The organism is Alkalisalibacterium limincola, assembly GCF_008017755.1.
GTDB classification, from domain to species: Bacteria; Pseudomonadota; Gammaproteobacteria; order Xanthomonadales; family Xanthomonadaceae; genus Alkalisalibacterium; species Alkalisalibacterium limincola.
The window spans coordinates 48,282-66,435 of sequence record NZ_VRTS01000011.1; the positions used below are offsets into that span (position 1 = coordinate 48,282).

16 protein-coding genes and 3 pseudogenes are annotated in these 18,154 nt (G+C 68.5%); 8 read left to right on the top strand and 11 right to left on the bottom strand.

Going from position 1 to position 18,154, the window contains the following annotated elements:
- Positions 1 to 11: 11 nt before the first annotated feature.
- The 3 genes and pseudogenes from dprA to FU658_RS15635 form a co-directional block, all read right to left on the bottom strand.
- Positions 12 to 1,152, bottom strand: a pseudogene (gene dprA, locus FU658_RS15680) (DNA-processing protein DprA).
- 89 nt (positions 1,153 to 1,241) lie between these two features.
- Positions 1,242 to 2,396: a LysM peptidoglycan-binding domain-containing protein gene (locus FU658_RS13245; protein WP_147892526.1), complete on the bottom strand. Its 1,155-nt coding sequence runs from the start codon at positions 2,394 to 2,396 to the stop codon at positions 1,242 to 1,244.
- A gap of 78 nt (positions 2,397 to 2,474) precedes the next feature.
- A complete protein-coding gene (locus tag FU658_RS15635) occupies positions 2,475 to 2,699 on the bottom strand; it encodes a hypothetical protein (protein ID WP_255505626.1) in 225 nt (74 codons plus the stop codon).
- On the opposite strand from FU658_RS15635, the pseudogene def reads away from it, so the two are divergent.
- The 6 genes and pseudogenes from def (at position 2,595) to FU658_RS14875 (ending at position 9,254) form a co-directional block, all read left to right on the top strand.
- A pseudogene (def, locus tag FU658_RS13250) lies at positions 2,595 to 3,040 on the top strand (peptide deformylase). The gene FU658_RS15635 and the pseudogene def sit on opposite strands and share 105 nt — an antisense overlap.
- 11 nt (positions 3,041 to 3,051) lie before the next feature.
- Positions 3,052 to 3,972, top strand: coding sequence for a methionyl-tRNA formyltransferase (gene fmt / locus FU658_RS13255; RefSeq protein ID WP_147892527.1), 921 nt, complete (start codon positions 3,052 to 3,054; stop codon positions 3,970 to 3,972).
- Entirely contained in the window at positions 3,969 to 5,282 is a 1,314-nt protein-coding gene (gene rsmB / locus FU658_RS13260) for a 16S rRNA (cytosine(967)-C(5))-methyltransferase RsmB (RefSeq protein WP_147892515.1), read from the top strand. The genes fmt and rsmB overlap by 4 nt, the downstream gene beginning before the upstream one ends.
- 1 nt (position 5,283) lies before the next feature.
- Positions 5,284 to 6,318 carry a glycosyltransferase family 4 protein gene (locus tag FU658_RS13265; protein ID WP_147892516.1) on the top strand — a complete coding sequence of 345 codons (1,035 nt, stop codon included), beginning with the start codon at positions 5,284 to 5,286 and terminating at the stop codon, positions 6,316 to 6,318.
- Between the two features lie 106 nt (positions 6,319 to 6,424).
- Positions 6,425 to 7,804 (top strand): Trk system potassium transporter TrkA, encoded by a 1,380-nt coding sequence (trkA, locus tag FU658_RS13270; protein ID WP_147892517.1) that lies wholly within the window; start codon positions 6,425 to 6,427, stop codon positions 7,802 to 7,804.
- A gap of 152 nt (positions 7,805 to 7,956) precedes the next feature.
- Positions 7,957 to 9,254 (top strand): annotated as a pseudogene (locus FU658_RS14875) (TrkH family potassium uptake protein).
- Here FU658_RS14875 and FU658_RS15640 read toward each other — a convergent pair.
- From FU658_RS15640 to FU658_RS13290, 4 genes are read right to left on the bottom strand one after another with little or no spacing between them, the layout of a single operon-like run.
- Complete coding sequence (locus FU658_RS15640) at positions 9,229 to 9,618, bottom strand: PH domain-containing protein (RefSeq protein WP_255505621.1); 390 nt, start codon at positions 9,616 to 9,618, stop codon at positions 9,229 to 9,231. The pseudogene FU658_RS14875 and the gene FU658_RS15640 overlap by 26 nt on opposite strands.
- Complete coding sequence (locus tag FU658_RS13280; protein ID WP_255505622.1) at positions 9,591 to 10,886, bottom strand: PH domain-containing protein; 1,296 nt, start codon at positions 10,884 to 10,886, stop codon at positions 9,591 to 9,593. The genes FU658_RS15640 and FU658_RS13280 overlap by 28 nt, the downstream gene beginning before the upstream one ends.
- The gene (locus FU658_RS13285; RefSeq protein ID WP_147892518.1) at positions 10,861 to 11,400 is read right to left on the bottom strand and encodes a PH domain-containing protein; all 540 of its coding nucleotides are present in this window, start codon (positions 11,398 to 11,400) and stop codon (positions 10,861 to 10,863) included. Before FU658_RS13285 ends, FU658_RS13280 begins: the two co-directional genes overlap by 26 nt.
- Before the next feature lie 29 nt (positions 11,401 to 11,429).
- The gene (locus tag FU658_RS13290; RefSeq protein WP_187266128.1) at positions 11,430 to 12,383 is read right to left on the bottom strand and encodes an LpxL/LpxP family acyltransferase; all 954 of its coding nucleotides are present in this window, start codon (positions 12,381 to 12,383) and stop codon (positions 11,430 to 11,432) included.
- 78 nt (positions 12,384 to 12,461) lie between these two features.
- Here FU658_RS13290 and dtd point away from each other — a divergent pair, with 78 nt between their 5' ends.
- Together dtd and rpoD are read left to right on the top strand one after the other, a co-directional pair.
- The gene (gene dtd / locus FU658_RS13295; protein WP_147892520.1) at positions 12,462 to 12,902 is read left to right on the top strand and encodes a D-aminoacyl-tRNA deacylase; all 441 of its coding nucleotides are present in this window, start codon (positions 12,462 to 12,464) and stop codon (positions 12,900 to 12,902) included.
- Positions 12,903 to 13,010: 108 nt separating this feature from the next.
- The gene (gene rpoD, locus FU658_RS13300) at positions 13,011 to 14,870 is read left to right on the top strand and encodes an RNA polymerase sigma factor RpoD (protein WP_147892521.1); all 1,860 of its coding nucleotides are present in this window, start codon (positions 13,011 to 13,013) and stop codon (positions 14,868 to 14,870) included.
- Between the two features lie 207 nt (positions 14,871 to 15,077).
- Here rpoD and FU658_RS15645 read toward each other — a convergent pair whose 3' ends face one another.
- The 4 genes from FU658_RS15645 to FU658_RS13320 form a co-directional block, all read right to left on the bottom strand.
- Positions 15,078 to 15,686 (bottom strand): DUF1294 domain-containing protein, encoded by a 609-nt coding sequence (locus tag FU658_RS15645; protein ID WP_187266129.1) that lies wholly within the window; start codon positions 15,684 to 15,686, stop codon positions 15,078 to 15,080.
- 152 nt (positions 15,687 to 15,838) lie between these two features.
- The gene (locus tag FU658_RS13310; RefSeq protein ID WP_147892523.1) at positions 15,839 to 16,000 is read right to left on the bottom strand and encodes a DUF3309 family protein; all 162 of its coding nucleotides are present in this window, start codon (positions 15,998 to 16,000) and stop codon (positions 15,839 to 15,841) included.
- A gap of 460 nt (positions 16,001 to 16,460) precedes the next feature.
- The gene (locus FU658_RS13315; protein WP_147892524.1) at positions 16,461 to 17,084 is read right to left on the bottom strand and encodes a hypothetical protein; all 624 of its coding nucleotides are present in this window, start codon (positions 17,082 to 17,084) and stop codon (positions 16,461 to 16,463) included.
- A 145-nt stretch (positions 17,085 to 17,229) separates the two neighbouring features.
- On the bottom strand, positions 17,230 to 18,027 hold the full coding sequence (locus tag FU658_RS13320; RefSeq protein ID WP_147892525.1) for a hypothetical protein: 798 nt from the start codon (positions 18,025 to 18,027) through the stop codon (positions 17,230 to 17,232).
- Positions 18,028 to 18,154: the final 127 nt, after the last annotated feature.

The window sequence follows — 18,154 nt, forward strand, 5'->3', positions numbered from 1 at the left end:
CGGTGTGAACTTCAGTGGCGGCGGGCGTAGCGCCCGTGTTCGGCGCTGACGCTGCCCTGGAGCTCCATGAGCAGCAGCATGGAGGACAGCTCCGGGACCGTCAATCCCGTGCGGATCGACAGATGGTCGAGGTCCACCGGGTCGTCGCCCAGCGCCTCCCACACCTGGCGCTGCGCCGGATCGATGGGGCCCTGTCGGGGGCCGTCCAGGGCCTCGCCTTGTCCTTGGATGGGGGCATCCAGGCGTCGGCGCAAGGCCTGGGCCAGGCCGGCGGCCACCGGGGCGAGGGCCTCCAGGATCTCCGTTGGGCGTTCCACCAGGGCTGCGCCCTGGCGGATCAGCCGGTGGCAGCCGCGGGCCATCGGGTTGCGGATCGAGCCGGGCAGGGCGAACACCTCGCGCCCGGCATCGGCCGCCAGGCGGGCGCTGATCAGCGCCCCGGAGCGCTCGGCGGCCTCCACGACCAGCGTGCCCAGCGACAGTCCAGCCACGATCCGGTTGCGGCTGGGAAACTGCTGGGGCCGGGCCGGCGTGCCCGGCGGGTGCTCGCTGACCAGCACGCCTTCGGCCTCGATGCGGCGCGCCAGGTCGCGGTTGCAGCGTGGATAGCACTGGTCCGGGCCGGTGGCGACGACCGCCACGGTGCCGGCGCCGGAATCCAGGGCCGCTAGGTGCGCGGCGGCGTCGATGCCGGCGGCGAGGCCGCTGGTCGTCACCAGCCCGTGCCGGCCCAGTGCCCGGGCGAAGCTGGCGGCATGGTCGCGCCCGGCCGGGGTGGCGCTGCGGCTGCCGACAATGGCCAGTTGCGGGTGCCACAGCAACGCCACCCGGCCACTGGTGAACAGCGCGGCCGGGGGGCGAGGCGATCTCGCGCAGCAGGGCCGGGTAATCGGGGTGGTTCCAGCCCAGCACGCGGTGGCCGGGCGATCCCAGCCAGTCGAGGTCGGCGGGTTCCGGTGCCGGGTCGCGGGCAGTCAGTCTTTCGCGCGTGGTGGCCTTGAGCCCGCCCGCTTCCCACGCCCGCGGGCCGGCGGCCAGGACCGCTCGGGCCCCATCGTGGTGGTCCACCAGGCGGCGCAGGGCGGCAGCTCCGGCACCGCTACGCAGCAGCCGGCACCAGGCCAGCGCCTCTTCCAGGTCGTCATCGTGCATCGGCGTCCATCCTTGGTCGCGGGTGTTGGGGTCCTCAACGCAACGGGGGCGCCCGTGGGCGCCCCCGTGCGGGTGTTGCAGGCGCGTGATCAGCGGGTCGCGTCGGGGTGCTTGGCCAGCGCGCCGACCTTGACCGGGCGCACGCCGTCCATGACCAGCGCGTAGCTCACGTTGTTGAAGGTGCGGAACACCATCGCGTGGCCGGCAAAGTCATCGGGCAGGCGCACGGCGCTGGCGCTCGCGCGCAGCGGGTTGCGGGTGCGCACGTTGTCCGGCACGTGGCGGCCGCCGTTCCACAGCGAGAACACGGTGCCGTTGTCGATGCCGTCGGCGGAGCCGACCGACAGCGCCACGACCGAGCGTGGGCCACCGGCGCGGTAGCCGTCGGCCACCGAGAGCACGACGGCGCGGCCGTAGTCGGCGACTTCGGCCGGGGCGTGCGGCATGAACTGCAGGTCGAACGGCTGCGGCTCCACGCGCACCAGGCGATCGCCGGCGCGGACCTCGCGGCCCTCGTCGGTGACCAGCAGGCTGGTGACCTCGATGCCGCCCACCGCGCCACGGGTGACCGTGGCGGTGGTGATGTCCATCAGCTCGATGCCCAGGTCCACCCGGTCGCGGCCGTAGTAGTTCACGTCCGACCAGTAGGCCTCCCAGTCCCGGCGCTCCTCGAGGCCGCGGAAGTCCAGGTCGATCGAACGGGCCGAGTAGTTGCCGCGTTCACGCCCCTGGCGACGGCTGATGCTGTACATCTGCGTCGGGCGCACGATCGCGTACATGGCGCCCGGCTCCGCGTCCTCGATGCCGCGGGCGTAGGCCAGCTGCCCGGAGGCCGCGCGCATGCGCTCCTCCTCGAGGGCGACGATGTAGGGCAGGCCCTCGAGGCTGTCGACCACGCGCAGGCGGCGCAGGAACGGCTCGATGTCCGAGAGCGGGACCGTGTCGATGTAGTCCTCGGTGCGCGGACCGGCCCGGGTCTCCAGGCGCGGCTCGCCACGCAGGTAGGCCAGGCTGATCACGTCACCCGGGTAGATCAGGTGAGGATTCGCGATCTGCGGGTTCGCCTGCCAGATTTCCGGCCACAGCCAGGGCTGCGACAGGAAGCGACCGGCGATGTCCCACAGCGTGTCCCCACGCTGTACGACGTAGGTGTCGGGATGGTCACCCCGCAGCTGGGCCGAGACGGCGAAGCTGGCGAACGTGAACAGCGCGATGGCTCCAATTGCAAGGAGCCGATGAAAGATGGTGGCCATGTACCTGATTCCCCGAGCAGGTTTTACGGACTATAGCCCAACTGTTTTCGGTAAAGAAAGCAAGCCCAATCATTGTAAAATGAACCAAATCCCCCACATACGCGTGTTTCGCACCCCCCGGAAGGCACCATGGCCAAGCTCGAAATCCTCGAATTCCCCGATCCGCGCCTGCGGACGCTGGCCGCGCCGGTGGAGCAGGTCGACGACGAACTGCGTGCGCTGATCGACGACATGTTCGAGACGATGTACGAGGCGCCGGGCATCGGCCTGGCCGCCTCCCAGGTCGATGTGCACAAGCGCCTGCTGGTGCTGGACGTGTCCGAGGAGAAGGACGCGCCGCTGGTGCTGATCAATCCCGAGATCCTGGAGCGCTCGGCGAGCAGGTGTGCCAGGAGGGCTGCCTGTCGGTCCCGGGCGTCTATGCCGAGGTCAGCCGGGCCGACACGATCCGGGTGCGCGCGCTCGACCGCAACGGCGAGAGTTTCGAGCTGCAGGCCGACGGCCTGCTGGCGGTGTGCATCCAGCACGAGATGGACCACCTCGACGGCAAGCTGTTCGTCGACCACCTCTCGATGCTCAAGCGCGAGATGCTGAAGAAGAAACTGGCCAAGATCCGCCGGACGACCGCGGCCTGATGGCGGCGCCGCTGCGGCTGGTCTTCGCCGGCACCCCCGAGTTCGCCGTTCCCTGCCTGCAGGCGGCTGTCGCCGCAGGCGAGGTGCTGGCCGTCTACACGCAGCCCGACCGCCCCGCCGGCCGGGGCCGCCAGCTGCAGCCCTCGCCGGTGAAGCGTGCCGCCCTCGAGCACAGCATCGAGGTGCGCCAGCCGCTCTCGCTGCGCACCGCCGAGTCCAAGGCGGCCCTGCGTGCGCTGGCGCCGGACCTGATGGTGGTGGTGGCCTACGGCCTGATCCTGCCGCAGTCGGTGCTCGACATCCCCACGCACGGGTGTTGGAACGTGCACGCCTCGCTGCTGCCACGCTGGCGCGGCGCGGCCCCGATCCAGCGCGCGATCGAGGCCGGCGATCCGGTCTCGGGCGTGTGCCTGATGCAGATGGAGCGCGGGCTGGACACGGGCCCGGTGCTGCTGCGTCGGGAACTGGCGCTGGCGGCGGACGAAACCGGCGGCAGCCTGCATGAACGCCTGGCGGTACTGGGTGCGCAGGTGCTTGCCGACGGCCTGGCACGACTGGCCGCCGACGGGTCGCTGCCGGCAACGCCGCAGCCCGAGGCGGGCGTGACCTACGCCCACAAGCTCGACAAGGCCGAGGCACGGCTGGACTGGGCGCAGCCGGCCGCGGTGCTGGCGCGACGCGTGCGTGCGTTCAATCCCTGGCCGATCGCCGAGGCGCAACTGGCCGGTGAGCGCCTGCGCGTGCACGCCGCCGAGCCGGTCGACGGCCCGGCCGGCGCGCCACCCGGGGACGTCGTCGCCGCCAGCCGGGACGGCCTCGTGGTGGCCTGCGGCGAGGGTGCACTGAGGCTGCTGCAGGTGCAGCGCGACGGCGGACGGCCGATGGCGATCGCCGACTACCTCAATGCGCGGCCGCAGTTGAAAAGCGCATGAACGCACCGGCCCCGGGCGCGCCCGCCCGTGCGATCGCCGCGCGGGTGATCTGCGCGGTCATCGACGAGGGACGCTCGCTCAAGGCCGAGCTGGCTCGCCAGCTGCCGGCGCTGCGCGACAGCCGCGACCGTGCACTGGTCGAAGCGATGTGCTTCGAGGCGCTGCGCTGGCGACGGCCCTACGAGCATGCGTTGACGCAATGGATGAGCCGCCCGCTGCCTGCCCGCGAGCGGCGCGTGCACGCGCTGCTGCTGGCCGGCCTGGCGCAGCTGCATGCGATGAAGCTGCCGCCGCACGCGGCCCTGTCGGCCACCGCCGAGGCGGCCCGCCTGGTGGGCGGCGGCAAGCTGGTCGGCCTGGTCAACGCCTTGCTGCGGCGGGCCACCCGGGAAGCGCTGCCGGTCGCGGATTCCGACGCGGTGCGCAGCAGCCATCCGGACTGGCTGCATGCGCGCCTGGCCGCGGACTGGCCCGCGGATGCCGCGCGCATCCTCGAGGCCAACAACACCGCCGCGCCGATGTGGCTGCGGGTCAATGCACGGCGCGGCGCGCGCGAGGACTACGCGCGGCAGCTCGAGCAGGCCGGCATCGGCCATGGCTTGCCCGGGTTTCCCGCCTGTGCGGTCCGCCTCGACGCCCAGGTCTCGCCGACGACCTTGCCCGGGTGGAGCGAGGGTGCCGTGTCGGTGCAGGACCTCTCCGCGCAGCTGGCGGTGCTGGCGCTGGCGCCCACCGACGGCGAGCGCGTGCTCGATGCCTGCGCGGCGCCCGGCGGCAAGACGGCGCACCTGGTCGAGGCTGCCTCCGGGCTGCAGTTGCTGGCGCTGGACCGCGACCCGGATCGCCTGGCGCGGGTCGCCGACTCGCTCGCACGGCTTGGCCTCGATGCGGATGTCGAACGCAAGGCCGCCGATGCCGCCGACACACCGACCTGGTGGGACGGCCGCGCATTCGACGCGATCCTGCTCGACGCGCCGTGCTCGGCCACCGGCATCATCCGTCGCCAGCCCGACATCAAGTGGCACCGGCGCGAGGACGACATTGGCGCGCTGGCCCGGCAGCAGGCGCGCCTGCTCGATGCGCTGTGGCCGACGCTGCGGCCCGGTGGCCGGCTGCTGTACGCCACCTGTTCAATCCTGCGCGAGGAGAACGCGATGCAGGTCGAAGGCTTCCTCTCACGAACCGGTGATGCGCGCGCACTGGCGCTGCCCGATGCGTTCGGTCGCGCCGAAGGGCCCGGTCGCCAGCGCCTGCCCGGCGAGGGCGGCGGCGACGGCTTCTTCTACGCCCTGATCGGGAAGCAGGCCTGACATGCGAATCGCCCACCTGTTGCTGACCAGCCGTTTCGCCGGCAGCGAGCGCCACGCGCTGGAACTGGCCGCCGCCCAGGCCGAGGCCGGCCACGAGGTCCGCCTGGTGATCCGGCGCAAGGCCGCGCAGGACCGGCCCGACGCGATCGCCCACCGCGTCGACCCGAAGGTCGGCGTGGAGGTGGTCGACGACTGGCTGGCGCGCTGGCCGGCCAAGCGCCAGGCGGCGAAGTTCGTGCGCTCCTGGAAGCCCGACGTGGCGCACGCGCACCTGGGTTCGGCCTGCAAGTCGCTGCGCGGTCTGGACGGCACCTGCCTGCGCGTCTCGACGCTGCACATCGAGTACAAGCCGCAGCACCACGCGCACCTGGACGGCCTCATCGCGATCGCCCCGTGGCAGCTGCAGGCGATCCCGGCCGCGTTGCGCGCCAACAGCGTGCAGATCGACAACTGGACGGTGCCGGTGGCGCCGTCGCCCGGCGCGCGCGAGCGCATCCGTGCCGGGCACGGCATCGCCGCCGACGCGTTCGTGTTCGGGGCGCTGGGCAGGGTCGAGCACAGCAAGGGGCTGGACGTGCTGGTGGAGGCGTTCAAGCGCGCGGACATCCCCGGGGCGCGCCTGGTCATCGTCGGCCAGGGCAAGGCCTTCGATGCGGTCCGCGCAGCCGCGCCCGACGGCGTGGTGATGCCCGGGTTCACCGACCGCGCCCATGACTGGCTGGCCAGCTTCGACGTGTTCGTCAGTGCCGCGCGCTCGGAACCGTTCGGACTGGTCTTCCTGGAGGCGATGTCGCACGGGTTGCCGGTGGTGGCGAGTGCCAGCCAGGGGGGAAGCTACCTGGCACCCCTGTTCGGCCGGCCGCCGGTGCCGGTCGGAGACGCCGCGGCCCTGGCCCAGGCGCTGGTGGAGGTGCATGCCGCCGGCCGGCGCCGGGTCGACTACCCGATGCAGCGCTTCGACCGCGCCGCGCGGGTGGACGAGGTCGAGGCCTTCTACCGCGCGGGCATCGCGCGGGTGCGGCACGCGGCCGGCTGACGGCAAGCGGGCATCCGGGCGCTACAATGCCGGCGACGGCTCGCGCCGGCCCGGGAGGGCTGCGTGGCGCGGGACGTCCCCGACCTTGGGCGATGCTGGGGAGCGCATGAAAATCCTGATTCTCGGAGCCGGCCAGGTCGGTTCTTCGGTCGCCGCGGCGCTGTCCTCGGAAAACAACGACATCACCGTCGTCGACACCGACACCGCCCGCCTGCGCGACCTCGCCGAACGCCTCGACATCCGCACGGTGGTCGGCCACGCCTCGCTGCCGCGGGTGATGGAGCAGGCCGGTGCCGACGATGCGGAGATGATCGTCGCGGTCACCTCCAGCGACGAGGTCAACCTGGTGGCCTGCCAGGTGGCCAACCGCCATTTCCGGACGCCGACGCGCGTGGCGCGCGTGCGCGAGGCCAGCTATCTCGACATTCCCGGGCTGACCTCGGGCGACGACGCCGCCGTGACCGCCGCGATCAGCCCCGAACAGCTGGTCTGTCGCCACGTCGAGCGGCTTATCGAGCATCCGGGCGCACTCCAGGTGCTCGACTTCGCCGACGGCCGTGCCCAGCTGGTGGGCGTGCGCGCGGTGCCCGGTGGCGCCCTGGTCGGCCACCAGATCAAGGAACTGCGCGGACACCTTCCAGCCAACGTCGACGCCCGCGTGGCGGCGATCTTCCGCGGCGGGCGGGCGATCAAGCCCGAGGGCACGACGGTCATCGAGGCCGAGGACGAGGTGTTCTTCCTCGCTGCGCGGCAGGACATCCTGACCGTGATGAGCGAGATGCGGCACGTGGACACCAAGCGCACCCGGCGCGTGTTCATCACCGGTGGCGGCAACATCGGCCGGGCGCTGGCGCATTCGCTGGAGAACCGCTATTCGGTCAAGGTGCTGGAGCGCTCGCGCGACCGTGCCAAGTACATCGCCGAGGACCTGGTGAACACGATCGTGCTGGTCGGCGAGGCGGCCGACGAGGACCTGCTGCGCGAGGAGAACATCGACCAGACCGACATCTACTGCGGCCTGACCAACGACGACGAGGCCAACATCCTCTCGGCGATGCTGGCCAAGCGCCTGGGCTGCCCGCGCGTGCTGTCGCTGGTGAACCGCGCCGGCTACGCCGACCTGATCGAGGGCGGTCCGATCGACATCGCGATCAGCCCCTCGCAGGTCACGCTGGGCGCGCTCCTGGCGCACATCCGCGAGGGTGCGCCGGCGCGGGTCCACTCGCTGCGCCGCGGTGCCGCCGAGGCGATCGAAGCGGTGGCGCGTGGCGACCGCCGTACCTCGAAGATCATCGGCCGCAGCGTCGACGACCTCAACCTGCCCGAGACCGCCACGATCGGGGGCATCGTGCGCGGCGACCGGCTGGTCATCGCCCACCACGACGTGCTGATCGAGCCCGACGACCACCTCATCGTGTTCCTGATGGACAAGCGCCAGCTGCCCCAGGTCAACGCCTTGTTCCAAGCCGAGGCGACCTGGCTGTGAACCTGCGGTTCCACGCGATCCAGCGCGTGCTGGGCATCATCGTGATGCTGTCGTCGCTGTCGAAGCTGCCGCCGGTCGGCGTGGCGCTGTTCTACGGCGAGGGGGCCTGGTGGGTGTTCCTGTCGAGCTTCCTCGTCTCCTTCGCGATCGGCATGGCGCTGTGGCACCCGGTGCGCAACATCGAGTACCAGCTGCGGCTGCGCGACGGCTTCCTCATCGTCACCGCGGCCTGGGTGGTGGCCAGCATCGTGTCCGCGCTGCCGTTCATGCACGCGCCGCCCTACCTGAGTTTCACCGCGGCGATGTTCGAGGCGACCTCTGGCCTCACCACCACCGGCGCCACGATCATCACCGGCCTGGACGAGCTGCCGCGCAGCGTGCTGTTCTACCGCCAGCTGCTGCAGTTCGTCGGCGGCATGGGCATCGTCATCCTGGCCGTGGCGATCCTGCCGATGCTCAAGATCGGTGGCACGCAGCTGTTCCGGGCCGAGTCCGCCGGCCTCACCCGCGACACCAAGCTGACCCCGCGCATCGCCGAGACCGCCAAGCGCTGTGGGCGGTGTACTTCGCGCTGACGTTCCTGTGCGCGGCGTCGTACTGGGTGGCCGGCATGGACCTGTTCGACGCGATCTGCCATTCACTCACCACCGTGTCCACGGCTGGCTTCTCCACCTATGACGCCAGCATGGGGCACTTCGACAACCCGGTCATCGAGTGGGTGGCGATCGTCTTCATGGTGCTGGGTGGCATGAACTTCGGCCTGCACTTCGTGGCCTGGCGGCGCGCGACGATGAGCGCCTACTACGGTGACGCCGAACTGCGCGCCTACCTGCGCATCCTCCTCGTCGCCTCGGTGCTGATCGCATTGATCATCTGGATCGGCGGGACTTTCGGTAGCTTTGTCGAAGCGTTCCGGCACGCAAGTTTCCACGTCGTGTCCAGCATGACCACCACGGGCTTCGGCCTCGACGACTACAGCTCGTGGGCGGGCATCGCCCCGTTGCTGTTGGTCCTCCTGGCGGTCATTGGCGGCACTTCGGGTTCGACGGCCTCGGGAATCAAGGTTGCGCGCGTGGTGATGCTGGTCCGGCAGGGCCTGCGCGAGGTGATCCAGCTGGTACACCCGAAGGGTCAGTTCCTGGTCAAGATGGGCGGCAAGCGGGTGTCGGAAAGTGTCGTCCTGTCGGTCAGTGGCTTCATCGCGATCTGGGCGCTTTGCTTCATGGCTGTCGTGATCGGAATGAACGCCACCGGCCTGGACCTGGAAAGCGCGTTCGGCGCAACCATCGCGACATTCACGAACCTCGGGCCGGGGTTGGGCGAAGTGGCCTCGAACTTCTCCACCGTGTCCACGGCCGCGGTGTGGCTGGGCACCGTGGCGATGGTGTTCGGGCGACTGGAAGTGTTCGCCGTGCTGGTGCTGTTCACCCCCGCCTTCTGGCGCGAATAGGGCCCGCCATCCGTCGAGGCGGGCTACCAGTTGAGCCGGCTGGCCGCGATGCGCGCGCCGATCTCGCCGGCCAGCGCCGGGCGTCGGCCTCGGGCAGGTAGCGTGCGGCGAGGCTGGGCTCCAGGGGGTTGGCGCCGGCGGTGTCGAACCACAGCGTGGCCATGCGGTGGCGCCGGTCGAACGGCGTCTGTCGCAGTTCCACGGCCTGCAGCTTGGCGATCTCGGCGAAGCGCCAGCGCCGGTTCAACCAGCCGTGCCGCACCGCCACGGTATGGCCGTCGACCGCGTAGGCGGCACGCCGGGCCAGGCCGCGTGCGCGCCACACCAGCAGGGGCGTCAGCGCCAGCGCCCACAGTGCCGGCAAACCGAAATGCCAGGTTGCCGCCGCCGTGCCCAGCAGCAGCAACCACAGCGAGGGCAGCAGCATGCGTCGCCACGCACGCGGGTGCAGCGGCTGCCAGGGCAGCGCCGGCAGCCCAGCTGCGGGAACAGCCGCGCCAGCAGGGCATCGATCGTCGCCGGCGGTGACACCGGCACCAGGTCGCGCAGGCTGCGCGGGTTGTTCTGGGCCTCGATCACCGCCGTGTCCACGCGCAGGCTCTGGCGCCCGAACCAGCGGTGCAGCAGGGTCTCGCTCAGGCTGAAGGCCTGGATCCGGCGCAGCGGGGTGTTGCCGCGCACCCGCGTGAGCAGGCCGGCCTCGACCTGGATGCGGCCGTCGAGCTCGCTGAGCGTGAAACCGTGGAACTGCAGCATCGACAGGGCGATGGACAGCAGCCGCAGCAGCAGCACGATGAGCGCCAGCAGCACGCCGCCGCCCAGCACCAGCGCCATCGTGCCGACCGCCTCGATCTCGCTGAGCCCAACGCGCGCCATCAGCCATTCGGTGGCCGCCTCGGTGAGGTTGAACACCATGTTGCCGCCGCTCTGCATCATCAGGCCGAAGGCGGCGCCGACGACGATCATGCCGCGGTTGGAGATCAGGCCCAGGCGGACCAGTTCCGAGGTCGGCAGCCGCAACAGGATTTCCCCGCTCTCGACGACAGGCGGGGAGGCGGCCCCGTCCGCAGCCGCACCGCTCGTGGCTGCGGGCGGAGTCGCGTGGGACTGTCGGACAAGCGCCTCGAGCGCCTGCGCGTCGGCCAGGCGCAGCACGCGCATCTCGGCCTCGGGCTTCACCCCGCCGGCCGATTCCAGCCGCACCTCGGCCACGCCGAAGAAGCGGTGCAGCACGTTGCGGTGCAGGGTGACGTTGTGGATCCGGCGGAAGGGCACGTCGCGGAACGTGCGCTGCAGCAGGCCGGAGCGGATGCGCAGCCCGTCGTGCTCGATGCGGAAGCGGTAGGTGAAGTACTGCAGCACCGCGTTGGCGGCCAGCACCAGCGCACCGACGGCGCCGATGATCTCCCAGGGCACGGCCCCCTCGCTGCCGCGTCGACCCATCAGCAGCACTACCACCAGCGGCACGGCGAACTGGCGCAGGGTCATCAGCAGCACGAACAGCCATGACATCGGATGCAGGCGACGGTCCGGCGCGCTGGCGGGCGTCACGGCGTGGCCGGCGGCCAGCGCCGGGTTCCGGTCCCGGGCCGGGCCGGTGGTGGGCTCAGACGGCGTCGTCATCATCGCCATCGCGGTCGATCAGGTCGTTGCGCACCTCGCGGCCGCGCACGGCCCCCATGCCGGCCAGTCGGACCGCATTCATGCGCGTACCGGCGGTGTGCACCACCAGCGAGGCCAGTCCGAGCATGCGCTCGATCGGGCCGCGCTCGAGGTCGAGGTGCTGCACGCGCGAGCGCGGCACCAGGGTTTCGCTGCGCCACCACAGCCCGCGCCGGATGCGCAGGCCCACTTCGTCGAGCAGGAAGCGGGTGCGTCGATGGCGCACGTGGCCGTGGAGGGTGGCGAGGCCCAGCACCACCAGCCAGCCCAGTGCCGCCAGCGCGACCACCCATCCGCCGCGGTCGTGGAAGAGGATGCCCAGCGTCAGCGCCGCACCCGTGGCGGGCAGGCCGAAGCCAAGCAGCGAGGACAGGATGTAGGCCGTGCGGGCCTTGGCGGGCAGGGCTTCCCAGTCGCCGCTGTACAGGCCGTTGCGGGTCCAGGCTTCCGGCAGCGCGTGGGGATGCTGTGGCTCGGCGTGCATGCAGCACTCCTTGGGGCAGTGGGGCGAGTCTAACCTCGCGACCGTGGGCTGGCGCGGCCGTAGCAGTCCGGCCAGTACGGATTGTCGGGCACGGTGCCGGGTGGGCGGATCTTGAATCGCTTGTAGGTCCACTGGTACTGCGAGGGGTCGCGCGAGGCGACGGCCTCGATCGTCCGGTTCAGGGCGGCCAGTGCGGCCGGGTCGTCGCCGGCCACCGCTACGGGCATCGGCTGGAAGTGCACCGCGTAGCGGCCATCGGCCTGCAGCTCGGTGAACGCAACGAGCATCGCCGCACCGGTGCGTGCGGCCAGCTTCGAGTACAGCGTCATCGTCAGGGCCGGCTGGCCGAAGAACGGTGCGAACTCGCCCTCGCCGGCCTTGGGCTGCTGGTCGGGCAGGATGCCGACCACGCCGCCCCCTCGCAGCCGCTTCACCAGTTGCCGCACGCCGTTGGCGTCGGCCCGGACCGGCGTGACGCCCGGCGCCGAGCGCACCCGGTGCATGTACAGGTCGCCGGCACGGCTGTCGGGCGGGCGGTACAGCACCGCCAGCGGGTCGAGCGAGGCCAGGTACAGGGCCAGCAGCTCCCAGTTGCCGTAGTGGGGCGTGGCGATCATGAGTCCGCGTCCGCCTTCGCGCGCCGCGCGGTAGTGCTCGAGCCCGTGGACGGCGCCGACCAGTTGCAGGGCTTCGGTCGGGGGGCGGCTCCACACCCGCAGCGTTTCCAGCAGCGTGGCCCAGGTGTGGGCGAGGATCGCCTCGGCCAGCGCCGCCCGCTCCCCCTGCGTGGTGCCGGTGGCGGTCAGTTCCAGGTTGCGACGGGTGATGCGGAAGTCGCGGCTGTTGCGGCGTGCCGAGCGTGCGCCGATGCGCGCCCCCGCGCCGCGCAGCCAGCGCCTGGGCAGGCGGCCGGCGAGCCAGGTCAGGGCCAGCAGCAGCCGCGCCTTCAGACGGGCGAACAGGGGGTCCGGGGATGCGCTCATCACCCCAAGTCTAGCGGCTGGGGCCCGCGGATCGGCGCGCGATTGACCGACGCGCCGGACAGGCCCCAGCATGCCCCCATGATTGCCTTGATCCAGCGGGTGGCCCGCGCCGAGGTGCGCGTGGCGGGGGAAAGCGTGGGTGCGATCGGACCGGGGCTGCTGGCGCTCGTGGCGATCGAGCCCGGCGACGGCGACGCCCAGGTGGCCCGGATGGCGCAGCGGCTGCTGGGCTATCGGGTGTTCCCCGACCCCGAGGGGCGCATGAACCTGTCCCTGGCCGACACGGGCGGAGGCCTGCTGCTGGTCAGCCAGTTCACGCTGGCCGCCGACACGCGCAAGGGCATGCGGCCCAGCTTCACCAGCGCGGCCAGTCCGGAGGACGGGCGACGCGGGTTCGAGCGGCTTGTCTCAAGGTGTAATGAGATTCACCCCGGGGGGGTGGAAACCGGCCGCTTCGGTGCCCATATGGAAGTCAGCCTGGTCAACGATGGCCCGGTCACGTTCTGGTTGAAGGCCTGATGCGGGGTGCCGGCCCCGGAAAAAGGCCCTTGCCGCGCGGGCAAGCGGAGGTCCCGCTGACGCGATATACTGACGTGTTCTTATACCCGGCGAACCGGATCCTCTTGTATGGCCAATAATTCTCCCGAGCAGCAGTCCGAAATCAAGCAGCTCATCAGCAAGGGCCTGGAGCAGGGCTACCTCACCTATGGCGAGGTGAACGACCACCTGCCCGACGACATCGTCGACTCCGACCAGATCGAAGACATCATCGGGATGATCAACTCGATGGGCATCGAGGTCCACGAGGTGGCGCCGGACGCCGAGACGCTGCTGCTGACCAACGCCTCGGGCAGCCGCAACGACGACGACACCGCCGCCGAGGAAGCCGCCGCGGCGCTGTCGGCGATCGACGCCGAGGGTGGCCGCACCACCGACCCGGTGCGCATGTACATGCGCGAGATGGGCACGGTCGAGCTGCTGACCCGCGAGGGCGAGATCGCCATCGCCAAGCGCATCGAGGAGGGCCTGGGCCAGGTCCAGGCCTCGCTGTCGCAGTTCCCGTGGTCGATCCAGATGCTGCTCGAGGAATACGAGCTGCACACCGAGGGCAAGCGCCGCCTCAACGAGCTGGTCATCGGCTTCCTGGACTGGCAGGCCGAGGCCGACGCCGCCGCCGCCGAGCTGGCCGCGAACCCGCCGCCGGAGCCGGAGGAGTCCGACGAGGACGACGACGCCGATGACGACGACGATGACGACACGCCGGCCAACACCGGGCCGGACCCGGCCGAGGTGGCGCGCCGCATGGACGTGCTGCGCACGACGTACGCGAAGTTCCAGCGCGCGCATGCGAAGTACGGCTCGGCCGACAAGAAGGTCATCAAGCTGCGCGACGAGATGGGCCAGGAGTTCCAGAACCTGAAGTTCCCGATCCCGTTGATGGAGAACCTGGTGCGCAAGTTGCGCGAGGTGGTCGGTTCCATCAAGGACCACGAGCGCAAGGTGCTCGAGCTGGCCAGCCGCCAGGCGCGCATGCCGCGCAAGGACTTCATCCGCGCGTGGCCGGGCAACGAGACCAACCTCAAGTGGGCGGACGAGATGATCCGCCGCAAGCAGAAGTGGAGCTCGGGCCTGAAGGAGCACCACGATGCGATCGTCGCCGAGCAGGAGCGCCTCATCGCGATCGAGGAAGCGCTGTACCTGTCGCTGCCGGAGATCAAGGAGATCAACCGCGCGATGGCCTATGGCGAGGCGAAGGCGCGCAAGGCGAAGAAGGAGATGGTCGAGGCGAACCTGCGCCTGGTCATCTCGATCGCCAAGAAGTACACCAACCGCGGCCTGCAGTTCCTGGACCTGATCCAGGAGGGCAACATCGGCCTGATGAAGGCGGTCGACAAGTTCGAATACCGCCGCGGCTACAAGTTCTCGACCTACGCCACCTGGTGGATCCGGCAGGCCATCACCCGCTCGATCGCCGACCAGGCCCGCACCATCCGCATCCCGGTGCACATGATCGAGACGATCAACAAGCTCAACCGCATTTCCCGCCAGATGCTGCAGCAGTTCGGCCGCGAGCCGACGCCGGAGGAGCTGGCCAAGGAAATGGAGATGCCCGAGGACAAGATCCGCAAGGTGATGAAGATCGCCAAGGAGCCGATCTCGATGGAGACGCCGATCGGCGACGACGAGGACAGCCACCTGGGCGACTTCATCGAGGACATCAACGTGTCCTCTCCGATCGAATCCGCCACCGACACCGGACTGATGGAGACGGTGCGCGAAGTGCTGGCCGGCCTGACTCCGCGCGAGGCCAAGGTGCTGCGCATGCGCTTCGGCATCGACATGAACACCGACCACACCCTCGAGGAAGTCGGCAAGCAGTTCGATGTCACCCGCGAGCGGATCCGGCAGATAGAGGCCAAGGCACTGCGCAAGCTGCGCCACCCGACCCGCTCGGAGACGCTGCGCTCGTTCCTCGACCTGGAGTGATCGTCGCGGGAAAACGCGCATCGAAAAAGGCGGCCTGCGGGCCGCCTTTTTCGTGAGGCTTCAGCTGAAGGCCAGAAGCGGCTGGTGTAGTCAGGCGGGAGCCGTGGCCGGGCAGCCGAAGCGTCGAAGCGCGTCAATGATGTACGACAGTGCTGACATGCGATCCAACACCCAAGTTCAGCGGAAGGTGTCGGCTTGGACGATTTGTCAGCCGCCGAGCGACTGCGCGAGCTCGGCCGCAACGCCTGAGGTGACAAGCCACACAAGCGCCACAACGCTAAGAACAACAGTACCCCAGAACACCGATTGGAAAGGCTGCTTGATGGTCTTGTGGCGGAACTGTTGCTGGGCAATCAGCGCCCCGGGCCAGCCCCCAAGAAGGGAAACCAAATGCAGCGTGCTCTCTGGTGTGCGCTGCGCGCGTCGCTGGGCGGCTGACTTATCCAGCCAGTACATGAAGTAGGCCAGGAAGCTGAGCGTGGCGATGCCAGCGGCAAGCAGGAACGGGACTACGCCGACGAACGCCAAGACCGCCGCAAACACTAGTGCTGCACCGCCTAGCGCGGCCCTAGGCACCCGCGAGGGCGGTCGCGGCACTGCGATCTTTTGGCCCGCGTGCCTAACCTGTTTCGCGTTCAGTCGTCCGCGCCGGTCCAGCACCGAAGCATAGGAAATGAGATCTCCGGCTACCGGACGCTTTGATCCGCGCTGAAACTCGTTGACGTGGACGAAGGCTCGGTCGCCGCCGCCGTTGGGAACGACAAACCCGAACCCCTTCTCGTCGTTCCAGTCGGTGATGCGACCTGCCAGACGCATTTCTGTCCCCATCAGCGGCTGACGGTAAAGCTCAGCAGCGGGGCCGCTGGAAAGACCTTATGCCAGGAAAAGCCGTATTGCCGGCCCCGACTGCTGCAACGCCTGGATCGGCGGGCTGCGCCCGACTCTCCAGGACGAGGGTGCGATCACAACTAGATTGCGCCCATCAGGAACAGGACAAGGAGAATTACCAAGATAAGCCCGACAACGCCGCCGCCGCCGGCAAGTGCTCTGTTGCCCCTGCGGTAGCCGTAGCCGCCGCCGAACAGGACGAGAATCAAGACCACGATAAGGATCAGTACGATGGGACTCATGCATCACTCCTAGGGAAGAAAGACGAACACCCTCCCGACGTCCGCTCACGTTCTTGGAAGCTGCTTTCTGAATGCCGAGTTTGTCCCGGTAAAACACGATATCACGCTGGACGGATTTCAACTGGCCGTGGCGCCTGGCAGTCGCCCGGCCTTGTCCTACAGCCGGTCGGGTCGCTGAAAAGCGCAGTTAGGCCGGGCGGGATGGGTGCAACGACGTTTGACTAGCACTCAGTTGATTCTCCGGCCAACGACGCGTTGGGGGAAATAGCGTCCGAACGTAAACGGGCCACCTGAGGTACGCCCCTCAAACGACGAGTCCGTAAGCCCTCCTCGGACTCCGCCGAGGTCACACCATCCTGTCAGGTCGATCAGTAGCAATCGACCAGACACGAGATATGCCTGCCTGAACTCGTGACTTCCATCTCCCAGGAGGTCTTCATGGAGCGACCTGACACCTGAGCTAACCCGAACCGCGCAGCGGTTTCGGCTTGGACGAACTGTCGGGCCTCTCCACGAGACCTTCGGAGCCTTGCTTGTATTCCTTGCCGTACCAGATGCTCAGGTCGGGCCCTAGAACTGCATAAGCGTGCTCAAGCACCGAAGCTGAGCGAATGGAAGCAACGGCGAGCTTGTTGCGCAGATGCCGATGAATGCGACCGGATAGCTTTCGCATAGCCTTCCAATTTACCTCCTCAGCGCCGGGAAGGCCTCGTTGAAGGGCTCCCGCCTCGTTCCAGTGGGAGAAGGTAGAGAAGTGAAGGTGGCCGCGCTCAACGTGCCCCTGTTGGAACTGCACGAGCCCGGGACCGCCTACTGTCGTGCGGTGGGACCCCACCTCAGGCTTGAGCTTGAAGGTCTCGAAGATGGGCGTACTCGTGACTGCAGGCGACCAGGCGCGCAACAGGAAGCCGCCAGCCCTGCGGTCTTCTGCGGCTGCCTCTAGCTCCGTCACCGACGTAAAGCGCCTGATCTCCATGTCAAATCGGGAGTAGGCCTCATAGACAATCAGATCGGTCTCCGAAAAGACGAAGTTCATGACCTCGTAGAAGTCCCGATCGACAGCGAAAAAGTCGAGTTGCGCCACAGAGGCCTAACACCCAAGTTCAGCGGACGCGCGGGCGCCAGCCGGTGTATTCCGCTGAAACGCGTAGTTAGGCGTGGCGCCCCGCACCCTCGAGCGAGTGAACATTAGGGCGGTCATGAAGGTGCACATCTTGAGTCAACGTTCCTTAGCAGGGAACTGCTGTGGCAGCTTTCCCGATGGCATTGAGGACGAGGTTTACTATCTCGGTAGTAACGCGCGCTCGGTTCAAGACGATGTCGCAAAGAAGCGCGAATACAAGGGAGAGATAGCCAAGATATGCAATTCCCAGATAGTCACTGTAGATGATCGTCAGAAGCCAGTTCTGCTCGAAGATGTAGAAATACGAACAGATGAGCGTGGCAGCCGCGAGGAGCAAGCCAGGAACAAAGAGCTGAACCGTCGCCTGAGGTTTTGCGAAAGCAATCACTAGTAGCAGTAGGAAGAGGAGCGCGTTGGTACCAGTAAAGATGCGGATGTCTCTTTTCAGATCGGTCACAACCCGTGCGTAAGTGCCTTGGATGAAATCGACAAGCGTCTCATTTGCCTGTTGCAGCAGCTGGATACGCGCGTCGGATTGTCCTTCGATCCAGCCCGCCCACTTGGCTCGGCACTCGCAATCGAGATCCTGGATCTGGGCTATGGCATCTGCCATGCGCTCATGGACCTGATTACGTAGCATCTCGCGACGACGCTCAATCTCGTTCTCGTTTCTCTCATACAACGCGCTGGCCATCCGTGAGAGGGCGCGTTCGCCACTCGGTGGTTGAAGAGAATCGATCTTCTGATCAATTTGCTTCGAAACTTCTCGTTCGATGAATTCTGCAGCAAACCTTTCAACCCACACCGGCGTATGGAAGGTCAGGACCAAGAAGAATGTGAAAACAGCTGCCCCGAATGCCCCAATCGAGCCAAGAACTACCTGCCGCGCTGTAAGAGATTTCATTAGGCGTAACACCCAAGTTCAGCGGAACCGCGCAGCGGTTGGGACTTCCTACGCAAAAGTGGACACTCTCGGGTTAGGCGCATTGCTCGTACTCGGCCGGAGATTGGTATCCCAGGGCGGAGTGTAG

What these genes read in the sequence shown, in the direction of transcription:
- FU658_RS13285 (WP_147892518.1), bottom strand. Translation starts at nt 11,400, where the DNA reads ATGCACGCCGAGCCACAGCATCCCCACGCGCTGCCGGAAGCCTGGACC.
- FU658_RS13320 (WP_147892525.1), bottom strand. Translation starts at nt 18,027, where the DNA reads ATGAAATCTCTTACAGCGCGGCAGGTAGTTCTTGGCTCGATTGGGGCA.
- FU658_RS13310 (WP_147892523.1), bottom strand. Translation starts at nt 16,000, where the DNA reads ATGAGTCCCATCGTACTGATCCTTATCGTGGTCTTGATTCTCGTCCTG.
- rsmB (WP_147892515.1), top strand. Translation starts at nt 3,969, where the DNA reads ATGAACGCACCGGCCCCGGGCGCGCCCGCCCGTGCGATCGCCGCGCGG.
- FU658_RS13280 (WP_255505622.1), bottom strand. Translation starts at nt 10,886, where the DNA reads ATGGCGATGATGACGACGCCGTCTGAGCCCACCACCGGCCCGGCCCGG.
- FU658_RS13265 (WP_147892516.1), top strand. Translation starts at nt 5,284, where the DNA reads ATGCGAATCGCCCACCTGTTGCTGACCAGCCGTTTCGCCGGCAGCGAG.
- FU658_RS13290 (WP_187266128.1), bottom strand. Translation starts at nt 12,383, where the DNA reads ATGAGCGCATCCCCGGACCCCCTGTTCGCCCGTCTGAAGGCGCGGCTG.
- trkA (WP_147892517.1), top strand. Translation starts at nt 6,425, where the DNA reads ATGAAAATCCTGATTCTCGGAGCCGGCCAGGTCGGTTCTTCGGTCGCC.
- rpoD (WP_147892521.1), top strand. Translation starts at nt 13,011, where the DNA reads ATGGCCAATAATTCTCCCGAGCAGCAGTCCGAAATCAAGCAGCTCATC.
- dtd (WP_147892520.1), top strand. Translation starts at nt 12,462, where the DNA reads ATGATTGCCTTGATCCAGCGGGTGGCCCGCGCCGAGGTGCGCGTGGCG.
- FU658_RS15645 (WP_187266129.1), bottom strand. Translation starts at nt 15,686, where the DNA reads ATGCGTCTGGCAGGTCGCATCACCGACTGGAACGACGAGAAGGGGTTC.